This is a genomic window from Porphyrobacter sp. AAP60, from assembly GCF_001296025.1.
Taxonomy (GTDB): Bacteria; Pseudomonadota; Alphaproteobacteria; order Sphingomonadales; family Sphingomonadaceae; genus Erythrobacter.
Genome location: NZ_LJHV01000003.1, coordinates 1 through 15,304, shown reverse-complemented (window position 1 = coordinate 15,304; position 15,304 = coordinate 1). Strand labels below are relative to the sequence as shown.

Annotated in this window: 11 protein-coding genes; 8 read left to right on the top strand and 3 right to left on the bottom strand. The window is 62.1% G+C overall.

Annotated features, from left to right (window positions below; all coding sequences use genetic code 11):
* The first annotated feature begins 186 nt into the window (after window positions 1-186).
* The 7 genes from IP79_RS04265 (at window position 187) to IP79_RS04235 (ending at window position 10,283) form a co-directional block, all read left to right on the top strand.
* Window positions 187-2,955 (top strand): TonB-dependent receptor, encoded by a 2,769-nt coding sequence (locus tag IP79_RS04265; RefSeq protein ID WP_054118042.1) that lies wholly within the window; start codon window positions 187-189, stop codon window positions 2,953-2,955.
* A gap of 104 nt (window positions 2,956-3,059) precedes the next feature.
* Window positions 3,060-4,523 (top strand): purple acid phosphatase family protein, encoded by a 1,464-nt coding sequence (locus tag IP79_RS04260; RefSeq protein ID WP_082337012.1) that lies wholly within the window; start codon window positions 3,060-3,062, stop codon window positions 4,521-4,523.
* Window positions 4,524-4,867: 344 nt separating this feature from the next.
* A complete protein-coding gene (locus IP79_RS04255; protein ID WP_233994081.1) occupies window positions 4,868-7,099 on the top strand; it encodes a TonB-dependent receptor in 2,232 nt (743 codons plus the stop codon).
* Between the two features lie 11 nt (window positions 7,100-7,110).
* Window positions 7,111-7,713: an NAD(P)H:quinone oxidoreductase gene (wrbA, locus tag IP79_RS04250; RefSeq protein WP_054118041.1), complete on the top strand. Its 603-nt coding sequence runs from the start codon at window positions 7,111-7,113 to the stop codon at window positions 7,711-7,713.
* A 29-nt stretch (window positions 7,714-7,742) separates the two neighbouring features.
* On the top strand, window positions 7,743-8,291 hold the full coding sequence (locus IP79_RS04245) for a VOC family protein (RefSeq protein ID WP_054118040.1): 549 nt from the start codon (window positions 7,743-7,745) through the stop codon (window positions 8,289-8,291).
* Between the two features lie 19 nt (window positions 8,292-8,310).
* Window positions 8,311-9,144 carry an alpha/beta fold hydrolase gene (locus IP79_RS04240; RefSeq protein WP_054118039.1) on the top strand — a complete coding sequence of 278 codons (834 nt, stop codon included), beginning with the start codon at window positions 8,311-8,313 and terminating at the stop codon, window positions 9,142-9,144.
* Between the two features lie 11 nt (window positions 9,145-9,155).
* Complete coding sequence (locus IP79_RS04235) at window positions 9,156-10,283, top strand: cobalamin-independent methionine synthase II family protein (protein ID WP_054118038.1); 1,128 nt, start codon at window positions 9,156-9,158, stop codon at window positions 10,281-10,283.
* Between the two features lie 119 nt (window positions 10,284-10,402).
* On the opposite strand, the gene IP79_RS04230 is transcribed toward IP79_RS04235, so the two are convergent.
* The 3 genes from IP79_RS04230 to cysD are packed head-to-tail and all read right to left on the bottom strand — an operon-like array spanning window position 10,403 to window position 13,988.
* Window positions 10,403-11,143 carry a 3'(2'),5'-bisphosphate nucleotidase CysQ gene (locus tag IP79_RS04230; protein WP_054118109.1) on the bottom strand — a complete coding sequence of 247 codons (741 nt, stop codon included), beginning with the start codon at window positions 11,141-11,143 and terminating at the stop codon, window positions 10,403-10,405.
* Between the two features lie 14 nt (window positions 11,144-11,157).
* Window positions 11,158-13,062 (bottom strand): sulfate adenylyltransferase subunit CysN, encoded by a 1,905-nt coding sequence (cysN, locus tag IP79_RS04225; protein ID WP_054118037.1) that lies wholly within the window; start codon window positions 13,060-13,062, stop codon window positions 11,158-11,160.
* On the bottom strand, window positions 13,062-13,988 hold the full coding sequence (gene cysD / locus IP79_RS04220) for a sulfate adenylyltransferase subunit CysD (protein WP_420705617.1): 927 nt from the start codon (window positions 13,986-13,988) through the stop codon (window positions 13,062-13,064). The genes cysN and cysD overlap by 1 nt, the downstream gene beginning before the upstream one ends.
* A 65-nt stretch (window positions 13,989-14,053) precedes the next feature.
* On the opposite strand from cysD, the gene IP79_RS04215 reads away from it, so the two are divergent.
* Window positions 14,054-15,058: a helix-turn-helix transcriptional regulator gene (locus IP79_RS04215; RefSeq protein WP_156318093.1), complete on the top strand. Its 1,005-nt coding sequence runs from the start codon at window positions 14,054-14,056 to the stop codon at window positions 15,056-15,058.
* The last annotated feature ends 246 nt before the right edge of the window (window positions 15,059-15,304 follow it).

Sequence of the window (15,304 nt, the reverse complement as noted above, 5' to 3'; positions counted from 1 at the left end):
TCATGCAACAGCATGATCCGGAACGAAAAAAATCAACTGTCCGCCGGCGCCGGCGAACGTCATGAAACTGCCATTCTGCTGTCATCAAAATCGCACGTAAACGTCAAAAGACTGTAGCGATCCCGCACTAAACGCCGCCCCAACAGGGGAACGCCCCTGATCATGCCAACATGACAGGGGGGCACTATGTCGCTGGCCAAGTATCTTTCGATCAAATTTTCGCACCGCACCGCTTTGCTGGCGGCCACCGCCATGATCGCGCCGGTTGCAGCAATCGCGCAGAACGCGGTGACGGGCAATGTCGTTGACGAAAACGGCAATCCTTTGCCCGGTGCGCAGGTCAATATCGTCGAAACCGGCCAGCGCGTCATCACTGACAATCAGGGCCGGTTTTTCATCCCTTCGCTTGCCGAGGGACAGGCGACGCTCAACATATTCTATCGCGGGATTGGCGAAGCCACCGAAACAGTGCAGGTCGCACCGGGTTCTGGCAACAATGTCACCATCACCTTGCGCCGCGATGCGGAGATTGTGGTTCTGGGCGGGATCACCGATCCGATCGCCCGTGCGTTGAACCGCCAGAAGAACGCCGATGCGACCACCAATGTGATTTCATCGGACGCAATCGGCCGCTTCCCCGATCCCAACATCGCCGAAGCCTTGCAGCGTGTCCCCGGATTCGGTGTCGAGCGCGATCAGGGTGAAGGCAATTTCATATCGATCCGCGGTGCGCCTTCGGAATTCACCGCCGTGACGGTGGACGGCATTACCCTGCGTTCCAGCAGCCCGGATACCCGCGCAATCGATCTTGGGGCCTACCAGTCGGATTTGGTCGCCTCGATCGAAGTGTCCAAGACGCTGCTGCCCTCGCAGGACGCGGATTCGATCGCCGGTTCGGTCAACCTCACCACCCGTTCGGCTTTTGACCAGCCGCGCCTTGTGATTACCGGCAATGGCGGCCTCAGCTTCAACCAGTTCGGCAACACCAATGATTACCGCGGCGGCGCCACGCTTTCCAACGTGTTCGGCCCGGTCGGCCTGACGCTGTCGGGCAGCCTTTCGCAAACCGATCGCCGGGTCGATAACTTCGAATCCGTGTGGGACTTCACCGATCTTCCCGAAGGCGGCGAAGGGCTTCGCGTGGTTGAACAGGAGTTCAAGGATTACGAGACGAAGCGCGAACGTCTGACGCTGTCAGGCGCGCTGGAAATCCGCCCTGACAATGTTTCGACCTTCTTCGTGCGCGGCAATTTCAATCGCCGCACGGATGACGAATTCCGCGATCTTCTGGCGATCATCTACAGCGACGGCGCCTTGCAGCCCGGTTCATCCGAGACGCAGGCGACCTGGAACAATACCCGGATCGAAAAGGAATTCCGTCACCGCGTTGTGCGCGACCAGTCCTTTGTGGTGAGTGCCGGCGGCAAGCATGACTGGACCAAGGCGAGCCTCGATTATTCGGTCGCCTATACCGAAGCGGAACAGACCTTCCCGATCCGTGCGCAGTTGCTGTTCCGCAGCAATCTGCGACCAGCGATCACGCAGGATTTCACCGACCCGCAAGCGCCCGAATTTTCGATCTTCACCACTGGCGAACATCTGCAGGCCGATCGCTTTGCTTTCCGGCAGGTAACATTCCGCGAGCAGGACACTTTTCAAAGCGAGTGGGCCCTTACCGCCAACCTCACCATTCCGACCGAATTGTTCGGTGCGCCTTCCACCTTCCAGTTCGGCGGCAAGGCACGACTTGCCGATATCACCACCGATAACGAACAATGGCGTGATCGCCGCGCTTCAAGCCGCCCCGATCAGCCGCTGGCGCAATTGCTTTCGGCGACTGAATCGCAGAATTTTGACTACTTCCTAGGAAACAAGCTCGATCCCGATCTCGTACTCCCCTACTTCGCCCAGATCAGCGGTGTAGCGCAGACCGATGGCACTCGCCGCGTCGAAAATTCGATCACGTCCGATTACGAAGCGAACGAAGATATCTACGCCGGTTACGCGATGGCCCGTATCCAGTTTCCCAAGACGAATGTGATCATCGGCGCGCGTGTCGAACACACGCAGTTCAGCGGCAGCGCACCCGTTTTCGACCTTGATACCGAAACCCTTGTCATCGGTCAGGTCGATCGCAAATATACCGATTTCTTCCCCAACCTGACCATCCGGCATGAGTTCACACCGGATCTGATCGGTCGCTTTGCGGCGACCCGCGGTACGGCGCGTCCGAACTTCCGCGATGCTGTCCCGCGTCAGACGATTGACGAAGACGGCAATATCGAACGCGGCAACCCGAACCTGCGCCAGACCGTTGCCAACAATCTGGATGCCGGGATCGAATATTACCTCCGCCCGCTGGGCCTGATCGGCTTCAACGTGTTCTACAAGGACCTTGAGAACTACGAATTCACATTGCGCCAGATCGCTAATCTCGGTGGACGAAATGTGGTGATCACCGAACCGCTCAATGCCAGAACAGGCCGTATCCTGGGGGCCGAAGCCAATGTGCAGGTGCAGTTCGACTTCCTGCCGGGTCTGTTGTCCGGCTTCGGGTTCTTCGGCAACGTTGCCTATGCCGATGCGCGTATCGATCTGCCTGCCTCGCTGGATGGCCGCCCCACCCGCGCCGCGTTGCCCAACCAGTCGGACTGGACCTACAATGCGTCGCTGTTCTACGAAAAGGGCGGGTTCAATACGCGTCTGGCATGGACCAAGCGCACCGATTACATCGATGAATTTGCAGGCGACCCGGCGCTCGACACCTTTTGGGAAGGCCGCGGCCAGCTGGATGTCACGGCCAGCTACGATGTGAACCGCAATCTCAATGTGTTCTTCGAAGGTAAGAACCTCACCAACACGGCGGGTGTGCGCTATGCTGGCGCACCGGGCCGTGTGACCGAATTCGAAAAGTTCGGTGCCTTCTACTTCATCGGCGCGCGGGTGAACTTCTGATCCGGTGCCTGCCTGGTAACTTGCAGGCACCAATCAAAGGTGGCGGCCAGCAGAAAGGTTATGTAGTCTTGTTTATAACTAGCCGCCGCCCGGTCTGCCGTTTTTTGAAGCTTGGACTTGCGCCAGTGCTGGCCGCTGCCTTGGCAGCGGCTGGCGGGGCGCAGAACCCGCCGGTTGACGTGCCGATTGATCTTGGCGGCGAGGCCGCCCCCGCAGCGCCCGGCCAGCCCTATGCCGCGCGCAACCTGCCTGACCGGATCATCCTGTCGCCCGGCAGCGATCCGGCGACGGAAATGCGCGTATCCTGGCGCACGGACATGGCAGCCGGAGAAACTCTGGCCGAGCTGGCCGAGCTTGTCCCCGCCCCCAATTTCGGGCTGCGCGCGCAGCAGGTAAGCGGCGATAATGTCAGCACGCTGAGTGAAAATGGCACGGCGCTTTATCATAAGGTGCGCTTTGCCGGGCTGAAGCCGGGCACGGCCTATGCCTACCGCGTAAAGGGATCGGCGGGCTTTTCCGAATGGCACCAGTTCCGCACCGCCAGCGCCGGAACCGCGCCGTTCCGTTTCATCTACATGGGCGATACCCAGAACCGCATCCTTGATATCGGTTCGATCGGGTGGCGGCGTGCGCTGCTGCAGGCGGGCAATCCGGCGCTGATGGCGCACGCGGGCGATCTGGTCGCCAGCCGCGATGACATGACCCATGACGACGAATGGGGCGAATGGACAGCGACCGGCGGATGGGCTTTGGCGACTGTCCCGCAGCTTCCGGCGGCAGGCAATCACGAATATGTCGATGTGGTCCAACCCGATGGCAGCGAGACCCGCCAGCTTGGCAAACACTGGCCGGTCATGTTCAACCTGCCCGGCAATGGCGCAGAGGCAGCGCCGCTGACGACATATTTTGCCGATTATCAGGGTGTGCGGTTCGTGGTGCTGGACGGCACATCGGCGCTTGATCTGGGCAGTCTGGAAAGCCAGACGGCGTGGCTTGATGCGCGGCTCGCCGAAGCGCCCGGGCCGTGGAAAATCGTCTTGTTCCACCAGCCGATCTTCACCTGTGCGCGGCCCGGCGACACGCCGGTTCTGAAGGCGGCGTGGAAGCCCTTGTTCGAAAAGCACAAGGTTGATCTGGTGTTGCAGGGCCATGACCATTGCTACGGCAGGCTCACAGCGGAGGCCGGGCGCGATGCGGGGATCGAGGCCCGCGCGGGCGGGGCAATGCAGGGGCCGGTTTACATGGTCTCTGTCGCGGGCGCGAAGATGTATGGCCTCAATGACCGTGCCGACACCCAGCCTGACCGGGCAGCCGAAGATACCAGCCTGTTCCAGGTGATCGATATTGCGCCCGGTCGCCTGAGCCTGCGCGCATACCTGAACACCGGCGTGCTTTATGACGGCTTCGATCTGGTCAAAGCCGGGGGCGGCAACCGGCTTGAGGAACTGCCTGACGATCTGCCTGCGATGCGCCGCTGTTCCGGCCCGCCGCAGTTGATTGACCAGCCGATGCCATCAGACCGTCTGGGCCCCGATGGCCTGCCCTGCACCGCCGAGGTCAAGGATTAGCCCGGTCTCGCCGGCAAGCTTTGTGGCTTGATCGCGCTCAATCCAGACAAGCCACGCGTCACCAACCGACCAATCGCCAATGATGGGCGAGGGGCACTCGCAGTCCCCAAGCGTCACCCCGGATCAAGTCCGGAGTAACGTTTGGCGCGCCCGCCGCCCGCGCTCCTGAACCAGCCAGGCGCACCCCGAGCCGCGCCCAGAATCCGCGCTGCGTGGCCTCGAAGCCACACAATTGCATTTTCGCATATCGAAGTTGACTTCGCATTGCGAAGTTTCTAACCCGCTATTGGGAGGGATCGCCAGAAAGAGCGACGCGCGTTTGCGCGCCCACAGGGGAGAGAGATATGAAGTTTTCGGGCATGAACCGCGCCAGCCGTGCGAATTGGGGCCGCGCTCTGGTCAGCACCACTGCTCTGACCGCTGCAACACTGGCCGCCGCGCCGCTTGCCGCGCAGGATGCTTCTTCTGCAGACGCGGTTGAGGATCAGGGCATCGTCGTCACTGGCCTGCGCCGGTCCGAGACCCTTCAGGATACGCCCGCCGCCGTCACCGCGTTTGATGCGCAGACGATCACCAATGCCGGGATCGAGCGTCCGGCCGATTTCATCGCGCTGACCCCCAACGTCAATTTGGTCGAAACCCAGAACGCGGGCAACGCCTTCGTTATCATTCGCGGCATCACCCAGAACCGCAACTCCGAACCCTCGGTCGCAGTGATTGTAGACGGGGTGCAGCAAGTAAACCCTGCGCAATTCAACCAGGAACTGTTCGATATCGAGCAGATCGAAGTGCTGAAAGGACCCCAAGGCGGCCTGTATGGTCGCAACGCTATCGGCGGGGCGATCATCATCACCACCAAGGCGCCGACCGATGAGTTCGCCGGCAACATCACCGCAGGCGTGGACAATGGCTTTGGCTATTACCTGCGCGGCGGGATCAGCGGGCCGCTGGCCGAAAACGTCAAGTTCCGCATCGCCGGATCATATTACGATACCGATGGCTTCATCGATAATACTTTCCTCAATGAAAAGGCCGATCCGGTCGAGGATTTCTCGCTTCGCGCCAATCTGCTGGTGGAGGCGACCGACAGGCTGACCTTCGACCTGCGCGGTTCGATGAATCAGCTGCGCACGCAGGGGCTCTATTACAACATCGTCGGCGACGTGAACACGGTCGCGCCGGTGCGGGTCAACAACCCCGGCCAGAACGATCGCGACATCTACAATGCCGCGCTGAAGATCGAATATGCGGGCGATAACGCGGTGTTCACCTCGGTATCATCCTACGACACGGTCAAGGAAGTGCTGACCGGCGATGCCTTCGACTTCCTGCCGATCGAAGACAGCTTCTTCTTCAACCTGTTCGAATTCCTGTTCGGCCCCGGCAACGGATTTGACCTCAACCAGAGCCAGTATCTCAACGTCAAGGCGTTCAGTCAGGAAGTGCGCCTTGCCTCGCCCGAGGATGGCCGCAAGTTCAACTGGATGGCGGGCGGCTATCTGATCGATACCACGCGCTTCATCTCCACCGGCAACATGATCGATACCGGCAATGGCGTGTTCCCGGTGTTCCGCAGCCCTTCGACCAATCCCTTGAACCCGCAGTTCAGCTTCCTGTCCGATGGTCAGGATAACTTCGCCTGGGCGCTGTTTGCCAATGCGGGGTATGAGTTCTCCGATCAGCTGCGCGTGGATGCCAGCCTGCGGTACGACCGTGACAAGCGCGAACAGACCACGCTGACCCCGCAGGCCTTCCTGCCGGTGGTGCCGGGCGTGCCGGTGGCGCAAAGCGGCGAAGTGCGCACCGCGATCTTCGACGATTGGCAGCCCAAGATTACCCTCACCTATGAACCGACCCGCGATCTGACGATCTACGGCGGATACAGCCGCGGCTTCCGTTCGGGCGGGTTCAACCAGACCGGCGTTGGCGCAGAAGCGGTCAACAACGGGATCGTGGGCGTGGGCGATATCTTCCGCGCGGAAACCGCCGATACATTTGAAATCGGCGCGAAGGCCCAGCTTGGCCCGGTGCGTCTGGCAGGGGCGGCCTATACCACCCTGTCGAAGAACAGCTATTTCTTCGTGTTCCTGGCTGAATCCTCGACCCAAAACCTCGGCAATATTCCCGAAACGCGCCTGACCGGGTTCGAACTGGAAGCCACCGCCCGCATCGCGCCGTTCTTCGATATCAACGCCGCGATCGGCGTGACCGATAGCGAGATCAAGGAGTTCCCCGATCCATCGGTGATCGGCAACAAGGCGCCGCAGGTCTCGAACTATACGCTCAACCTCGGCGCGCAATATGCCGGGCCGATTTCGGACACGCTAGATGGCCTGCTGCGGATCGATTACCGCCGCACCGGCAAGACCTGGTGGGAACCGTTCAACACCACCGTGCGTGATCCGATCGACATCGTCGATGCGCGCGCGGGTGTGAAGCTGGAAAACGGCGTGTCGATCACCGCCTTTGCCAGCAACCTGTTCAACGAAATCTACAATGCCGAATTTTCGCCCGGCGGGTTCGTGTTCCGCGCCCGTCCGCGCCGCTACGGCGTCGAAGTCGGCTTCAGGTTCTAAGGGGTAAGACGATGACCAAGGTGCTGGTGCTCTATTATTCGAGCTATGGCCATATCGAGGCCATGGCCGCTGCGGTTGCCGAAGGCGCTGCCAGCGTCCCCGGCACCGAGGTTTTCGTAAAGCGTGTCCCCGAACTGGTGCCGGAGGCGGTGGCGGAGGCTTCAGGAATGAAGACCGACCAAGGCGCTCCGATTGCGACCCCGGACGAGTTGGCGGATTACGATGCCATCATCTTCGGCACACCCACCCGCTTTGGCAACATGGCGGCGCAGATGCGCAACTTCCTCGACCAGACCGGCGGACTGTGGTTCGCCAAGGCGCTGGTGGGGAAGGTGGGCAGCGTGTTCGTTTCCACCGCCAGCCAGCACGGCGGGCAGGAAACCACCATCACATCCTTCCACACCACGCTGCTGCATCATGGCATGGTGATTGTCGGCCTGCCCTATACCTTCGAGGGCAATTCCGAGATGGGCGAAATCAGCGGCGGCACCCCCTATGGCGCATCCACGTTGGCTGGTAATGACGGCAGCCGGATGCCGAGCGACAATGAACTGGCCGGGGCGCATTTCCAGGGGGCGCATGTTGCGACCATCGCGGGCAAGCTGGCCGCTTGATAGTTTGACGCACTGAGGGAGAGAGCACGATGACGCAAAAGATTCTCGCAAACCGCCTGCACCACACTGCCTATGTGACCAAGGATCTGGAGGCGACCCGCGCCTTCTACGAGGACGTGCTCGGCTTCCCGCTGATGGCGACCTATTGCGAGAAAGACGAATTGTTCGGCAAGGAACGCGTCTATTGCCACGTGTTCTTCGAACTCGCCGATGGCAGCGCGCTCGCCTTTTTCCAGTTCGCTGATCCTGACGATCAGGCCGAATTCGGCCCCGAAATGCCGTCGAGCCCCTTCATCCACATCGCGCTGGATGTCGATGCCGATGCGCAGGCCGAATTGCAGCGCCGCATTACCGCTGCCGGAATTGCCGAGCCGCAGACCTATGTGCTCGAACACGGCTATTGCCGCTCGCTCTATGTCACCGATCCCAACGGCATGATCATCGAGTTTACCCATGATGATCCGCGTGCGCAGCCGCTCGATGCCGGCCGCCGCGCTGCCGCGCATGGCGAGTTGAAGCGCTGGCTGGCCGGGCAACACCACAACAACAACCCGTTCCGCGCCGAAGAAGCAGCATGATCTGCCGGGGGAGCAGTTGATGAGGCTCGCCACCCGCTCCCCGCAAAATGATTCCGTGTGGCATGGCGAAGTAGCCGTGCAGGGCGGTACCCTGCCGATCGCCATGGCCTGCGAAGTGGACGGCGAAGCGCCGCCGGTGATCCTGCTGCACGGCTGGACGCTGGATCGCCGCATGTGGCAGTCGCAGATCGCCGCCCTGTCTCAGCAATTCTTCTGCGTCATGCCGGATCGCCGCGGCTGCGGGGCGGCCACTGCACCTGCCGATCTGGCGCAAGAGGCCGATGACGTGATCGCCATTGCCGATTTTCTGGGGTTCGAACGCTTCGCACTGGTCGGCCTGTCGCAAGGCGCGGTAGTGGCGCTGGATGCGGCGCGCAAGTTCGCATCGCGCGTGACGGGTGTGGTGGTATCGGGCGCGCCGCTGCCCGGTCTGGTCGAGCGTGACGAGCCGCTGGATCTGGAACGCTACCGCACGCTGGCCGAAGCTGGCGACATGGCAGCCTTGCGCAGCCAATGGTCGCGTCACCCGCTGATGCAGACCCATTCGCCCGAAGCGCGCAAACTGCTGTCTGCGATGCTGGCCGATTACGACGGGCGAGACCTGCAAAGCCCCTCCGCGCCGCCGGGCCTGCCGGACGAAGCCCTGCGCGCGCTTGCCGTGCCGGTGCTGGCGCTGGCGGGAGAACACGATACCGCGTGGCGCCGCGCCTGTGCCAAGGCGCTTGCCAGAGCCGCACCGCGCGGGCGCTATGGCCTGATCGAAGGCGCGGGCCACCTTGCCAGCGCCGATAATCCGCTGCGCTTCAACCGGCTGGTATGCCAGTTCCTGCGTACCTGCACAGACTCCAAGTAAGGCCCGCCCGCATGACCCAGACCCGCTTTCTCACCACCCACGTCGGCAGCCTGCCGCGCCCCGAAGCCCTGCTCGATCTGGTGTTCAGGCGCGAGGGCGGGGAGGCTGTGCCCGAGGTTGATTTCGATGCAGCGGTGGAAGAAGCCACGGCCTATGTGATCAAGCGCCAGATCGAAGCGGGCGTTGCAATCGTCAATGATGGCGAACAGTCCAAGCCCAGCTACGCCACCTATATCAAGCACCGCCTGTCGGGCTTCGGCGGCGAGGCGGGGCAGTATGAATTCGCCGATCTCGAAGCATTCCCCGGCGCAAAAGCACAGGTGTTCGGCAACAAGGGCCGGGCCAAGCGTTCCGCGCCCGCCTGCACCGCGCCGATCGAAGTAATCGACATGGAAGCGCCGCGCATCGACGCGGAACGGCTTGTCAGGCTTGCGAATGGCCACGCCACCTTCATGTCGGCAGCATCGCCCGGCGTCACCGCGCTGTTCTTCCCCAACCAGTTCTATGCCAGTGACGAGGAATATGTCTTCGCCCTCGCCGAGGGGCTGCGCCACGAATACGAAACGATCGCGGCGGCGGGCATCACCCTGCAAGTCGATTGCCCCGACCTTGCCATGGGCCGCCACGTGCAGTTCACGCATCTCAGCCTTGAAGACTTCCGCAAGCGCATCGGCATGAACATCGCCGCGCTGAACCATGCGGTGCAGAACATTCCCGCCGAACAGCTCCGTATGCACCTGTGCTGGGGCAATTACCCCGGGCCGCACCATTGCGATGTGGCCTTGGCAGAAATCGCCGATATCGTCTGGACAGCCAAGCCGCAGACGGTGCTGATCGAAGGCGCCAACCCGCGCCACGCGCATGAATTCGCGTTCTTTGAGGCAAACCCGCTGCCCGACGGCAAGGTGCTGTGCCCCGGCATGGTCGAACCGCAATCGCCCTACATCGAACACCCCGAACTGATCGCCCAGCGCATCGGCCGCTATGCCGATTTGCTGGGGCGCGAGCGGGTGATGGCGGGCGTGGATTGCGGCTTTTCCGTCCACGCGGGCAGCAATGCGCTCGATCCCGAAATCGTCTGGGCCAAGCTTGCAGCGTTGGCGCAAGGCGCTGAAATCGCCAGCGCGCGTTACTTCTGACTGTAAAGCTGGCGGCGCGGCCCACCCCGCGCTGGCTGGCCCAGACCCTTTCCAGACCCCGGTTAGACCCCCTCCAGCCCCTGTGTTGCCTGATGTTTCACGTGAAACATCCGGGCATTTTACAGCTTGGCCACCTCGGCCAGCACGCGCGCCGCGTGCTCTTTCCGGCAGATCAGCAGATCGGGCATATAAAGGTCGCGCTGGTTGTAGGACAGCGGGGTTCCATCAATGCGCGAGGCATGCAGCCCGTGCGCCAGCGCCACGGCGACAGGCGCGCAGGAATCCCATTCATACTGCCCGCCCGAATGGAGGTAGATATCGGCCTCTCCCCGGACAACCGCCATCGCCTTGGCCCCGGCACTGCCCATTGGGATGAGATCAGCCCCCAGCACCTCTGCCACCGCCACTGCCTCAGCCGCCGGACGGGTGCGGCTGACCACCATGCGCAAGCGTTCCGGTGCGGGCGGAACGGGGTAGGGCGCATCGGAGCGCAGAACCACACCCGGCCCCGGAAGCGCCACCGCGCCCACCGCTGGCACACCGTCAATCGCCAGTGCGACATGCACCGCCCAATCATCACGCGCCTCACCATATTCGCGGGTGCCATCGACCGGATCGACAATCCACACCCGCGATTTGGCGAGGCGGGCCGGATTGTCCTTTTCCTCTTCGGAAAGCAGGCCATCATCGGGCCGCTGATCACGCAGGGCATGGACGAGGAACTGGTTGGCGGTCTGATCCCCGGCCTTGCCCAGCATCGCAGGCGAGAAGACGCCGGAATCGCGCACCGTCAGCAGCAGGCGGCCCGCCACTTCGGCAAGATGCGCGGCAAGCGCGGCGTCGGTCATTGCAGATGGCATTGCAGCGGCGCCTTTCACTTCAGCGGCAACAGCTTGCGGACAATCAATTCCGCGGCTTCCTGCGGGGTCATTTCCACGGTGTTGACGCGGATTTCGGGGTTGACCGGCGCTTCATAGGGGCTGTCGATCCCGGTGAAGTTCTTCAGTTCTCCGCTGCGCGCCTTCTTGTAAAGCCCCTTCACATCGCGCGCTTCGGCTACCTCCAGCGGGGTGTCGACGAAGACTTCCACAAACTCGCCTTCGGGCAGCATGGCGCGCACCATTTCGCGCTCTGCGCGGAAGGGGCTGATGAAGGCGGTCAGCACGATCAGGCCCGCATCCGCCATCAGCTTGGCCACCTCGCCCACGCGGCGGATATTCTCGATCCGGTCAGCCTCGGTAAAACCCAGATCGCGGTTCAGCCCGTGGCGCACATTGTCGCCATCCAGCAGAAAGGTGTGGCGGTTCATCAGGTTGAGCTGTTTTTCCACCTCGTTGGCAATGGTCGATTTGCCGCTGCCCGAAAGCCCGGTGAACCACAGCACCCGCGGGGTCTGGTTCTTCAGCGCGGCATGATCGGCGCGGGTAATATCCGTCGGCTGCCAGTGGATGTTCTGCGAACGGCGCAGCGAGAAATTGATCATCCCCGCCGCCACGGTGGCATTGGTGATCTTGTCGATCAGGATGAACCCGCCCAGCGCGCGGGCTTCGCTGTAAGGTTCGAACACCACCGGCTTGTCGGTGGCGATTTCGGCCACCCCGATTGCATTGAGATCGAGCGTCTTGGCCGCCATCTTCTCCATCGTATTGACGTTTATCGTATATTTGGGCTCCTGCACTGTCGCAGAAACCATCTGCGTGCCCAGCTTCAGCCAATAGGAGCGGCCCACCAGCAGCGCTTCGTCATTCAGCCACACCAATGTCGTTTCGAACTGGTCGGCGGCCTGCGGCGGGCTGTCAGCCGCAGCAATCACATCGCCGCGCGAACAATCGATCTCGTCTGCCAGGCAGAGCGTGACGGATTGGCCTGCGACGGCCTGATCAATGTCGCCATCGAAGGTGACAATCCGGCTGACGGTGCTGGTCTTGCCCGAAGGCAACACGCGGATGGCATCGCCGGGTTTGACCCTGCCGCTGGCGATGAGGCCGGAAAAGCCCCGGAAATCAAGATTCGGGCGGTTCACCCACTGCACCGGCATCCGTAAAGGCTGGGCCTGATCGGCGGCGGACAGCACCTCCACGCTTTCAAGATGTTCGATCAGGCTGGGGCCGGAATACCACGGGGTGTTGGCAGAAGGCGCGGTGATATTGTCGCCCTTGAAGCCCGAAATCGGCATGGCGGTGAAGCCTGTAATGCCGATGCTTTTGGCAAAGGCAGCGTAATCGGCGACGATCCCGTCGAACACGGCCTGATCGTAGTCCACCAGATCCATCTTGTTCACCGCAAGCACGATGTTGCGGATGCCGATCAGGTGGCAAAGGTAGGAATGGCGCCGGGTCTGCACCAGCACACCCTTGCGCGCATCGACGAGGATCACCGCCAGATCGGCCGTGCTCGCGCCGGTCACCATGTTGCGGGTGTATTGTTCGTGCCCCGGACAATCGGCGACGATGAACTTGCGCTTTTCCGTGTTGAAAAACCGGTAAGCGACATCGATGGTGATGCCCTGTTCGCGCTCTGCGGCAAGACCATCCACCAGCAGGGCAAAGTCGATCTCCTGCCCCTGCGTGCCAACCTTTTTGCTGTCGCTTTCCAGCGCGGCGAGCTGATCTTCGAAGATCATCTTGGAATCGTACAGCAGCCGCCCGATCAGGGTCGATTTGCCATCATCCACGCTGCCGCAGGTGATGAAGCGCAGCATCGTTTTGTGCTGGTGCGATACAAGATAGGCGTCGATATCCTCGGCGATAAGGGCGTCGGTCTGGTAGACGGGTTCCATCAGAAGTATCCCTCCTGCTTCTTTTTCTCCATGCCGGCACCGCCTGCATCCTTGTCGATCACGCGGCCCTGACGTTCGCTGGTGGTGGTGAGCAGGGTTTCCTGGATCACCTCGCTCAAGGTCGCGGCGGTGCTTTCCACTGCGCCGGTCAGCGGGAAGCAGCCCAGCGTGCGGAAGCGCACCGATTTCATCGTGATCTCCGGACGGCGGCCCAGCACCTGTTCCAGCCGGGGGATATCATCGGCCATGAACAGTTGGCCTTCCCACTCGTAAGTCGGGCGTTCGGCCGCGAAATAGAGCGGCACGATGGGGATGTCGTTAAGCTGGATATATTGCCAGATGTCGAGCTCGGTCCAGTTGCTGATCGGGAAGATGCGGATGCTTTCGCCCTTGTTCTTGCGGGCGTTGTAAAGGTTCCACAATTCCGGGCGTTGGTTCTTCGGGTCCCATCCGTGGCTGGCGGTGCGGAAGCTGAAGATGCGTTCCTTGGCGCGGCTTTTTTCCTCGTCGCGCCGCGCGCCGCCGAAAGCTGCATCGAAGCCATATTTGTCCAATGCCTGCTTCAGCCCGTCGGTCTTCCACATGTCGGTGTGGAGCGACCCGTGATCGAAGGGATTGATTCCGCGTGTTGCGGCTTCGGGGTTCTGGTAGACCAGCAGTTCCATGCCTGACGCTGCGGCCATGGTATCGCGCAGTGCATACATGTCCTGAAACTTCCAGGTCGTATCGACATGCAGCAGCGGGAAGGGCGGAGGCGAGGGGTAGAACGCCTTGCGCGCCAGATGCAGCATCACTGCGCTGTCCTTGCCCACGGAGTAGAGCATGACGGGCTTGCCCGCCTCGGCCACGACCTCGCGGATGATATGGATCGCCTCGGCCTCGAGGCGCTCGAGGTGGGTGAGGGTTTGGCGCGGGATATCGCTCACAAGGGCACTCCGGTTTTGGCTTGAGTGGCTGAGTGGAGGGGTAGGCTTGACTGTCCTACTCCCATATGGGAGCAAACTCTGTGGCGATCATCGATTCCGATCAGGCCGATCTGGTGCTGCCCCTGTTCCGGGAGTTTCTGGATGATGCGCCGTGGGACACCTTCCTCCTTCGCCTGCTGGCGCGAACCGGGGCTGACCGGGTCCACCTGATCGAGCGCGCCGGCGCCGCTGCACCGCGTTGGCAGCGCCGGGTGGCGGTGCGCGGCTTCCCCGCCGATGCGGCCGCCGAAGAACTGCGCGCCATCGGCGGTCCCCCGTCCTCCCTGCGTCCCAGCCGGGTCTATGCGTTGGAGGAGCTGTTGCCACTGCCACCCGAACAGCGCGCCGCGCAGGATGCGGCGCTGGCGGCAGCAGATATTGCCGACGCGCGCATGGTGCGGATCGGAGCAGGCGCGCCTGCCTTGTGGCTGGTGCTGCTGGCGGCGCAGGGCACCCTTGGCGCTGCAGATAGCGCGCTCATCGCGAAACTCGTTCCCGCCATCGCCATTGCCGCCGCACAGATCGAGCGCGCCCGGCTGCTCCGCCTGCGCGCCGACATCGCAGAAGGCGCATTGGCAAGACTGGGCATCGCGCAGGCCGTGGTGGGCGAGGACGGCGCCGTGTTGCTGGCCGATCCGCTGTGGCAGTCACTGCGTCCTCCGACGCCCGCCGTGACCGAATTCCTTGGCAGGCCTGACGCACAATGCGTTGCGCCGATTGGGCAGGATATCGCGGTGTTGAGGGCACTTCCCGGGCATCAAGGCGCGCTTGTCGCCGCTCGCCGGGCCCCTGCCGAACTGCCGCAGGGTGCGGCTGCGGTATTGGCGCAAGCCTTCGGCCTTTCTTCTCGTGAAGCAGCGTTGGCGGTGCGGATCAGCGAGGGCCAGTCACTGATCGAAGCGGGCCGCGCCCTGCACCTGACCGACGAGACGACCCGCAATTATTCGAAGCGGATCTACGCCAAAACTGGCGCCAAGGGACAGGCAGATCTGGTGCGTATCGTGCTGGGCAGCCTTGCCCCGCTGGCATGACCGGGCAATTGGACAGCATAAACAACAACCGGGATTGGCTTGGCTCATCCTCTAAACTGCCCAAGAAAGCGGGAAAACTTTACCTTGCGTATGAACACCCCGACCTGACCGGTTCGGCTTTCTTCGTGCAAGAAATCGCAAACTGCGCCAAACTGTAAAAAATTTGTTTAACTTAGTCCAAAATGGCATAATCAAGTAGGGTCAGGACTCATTGCGGCAGCCAGAAGATGACGGTTGCGGCGATGC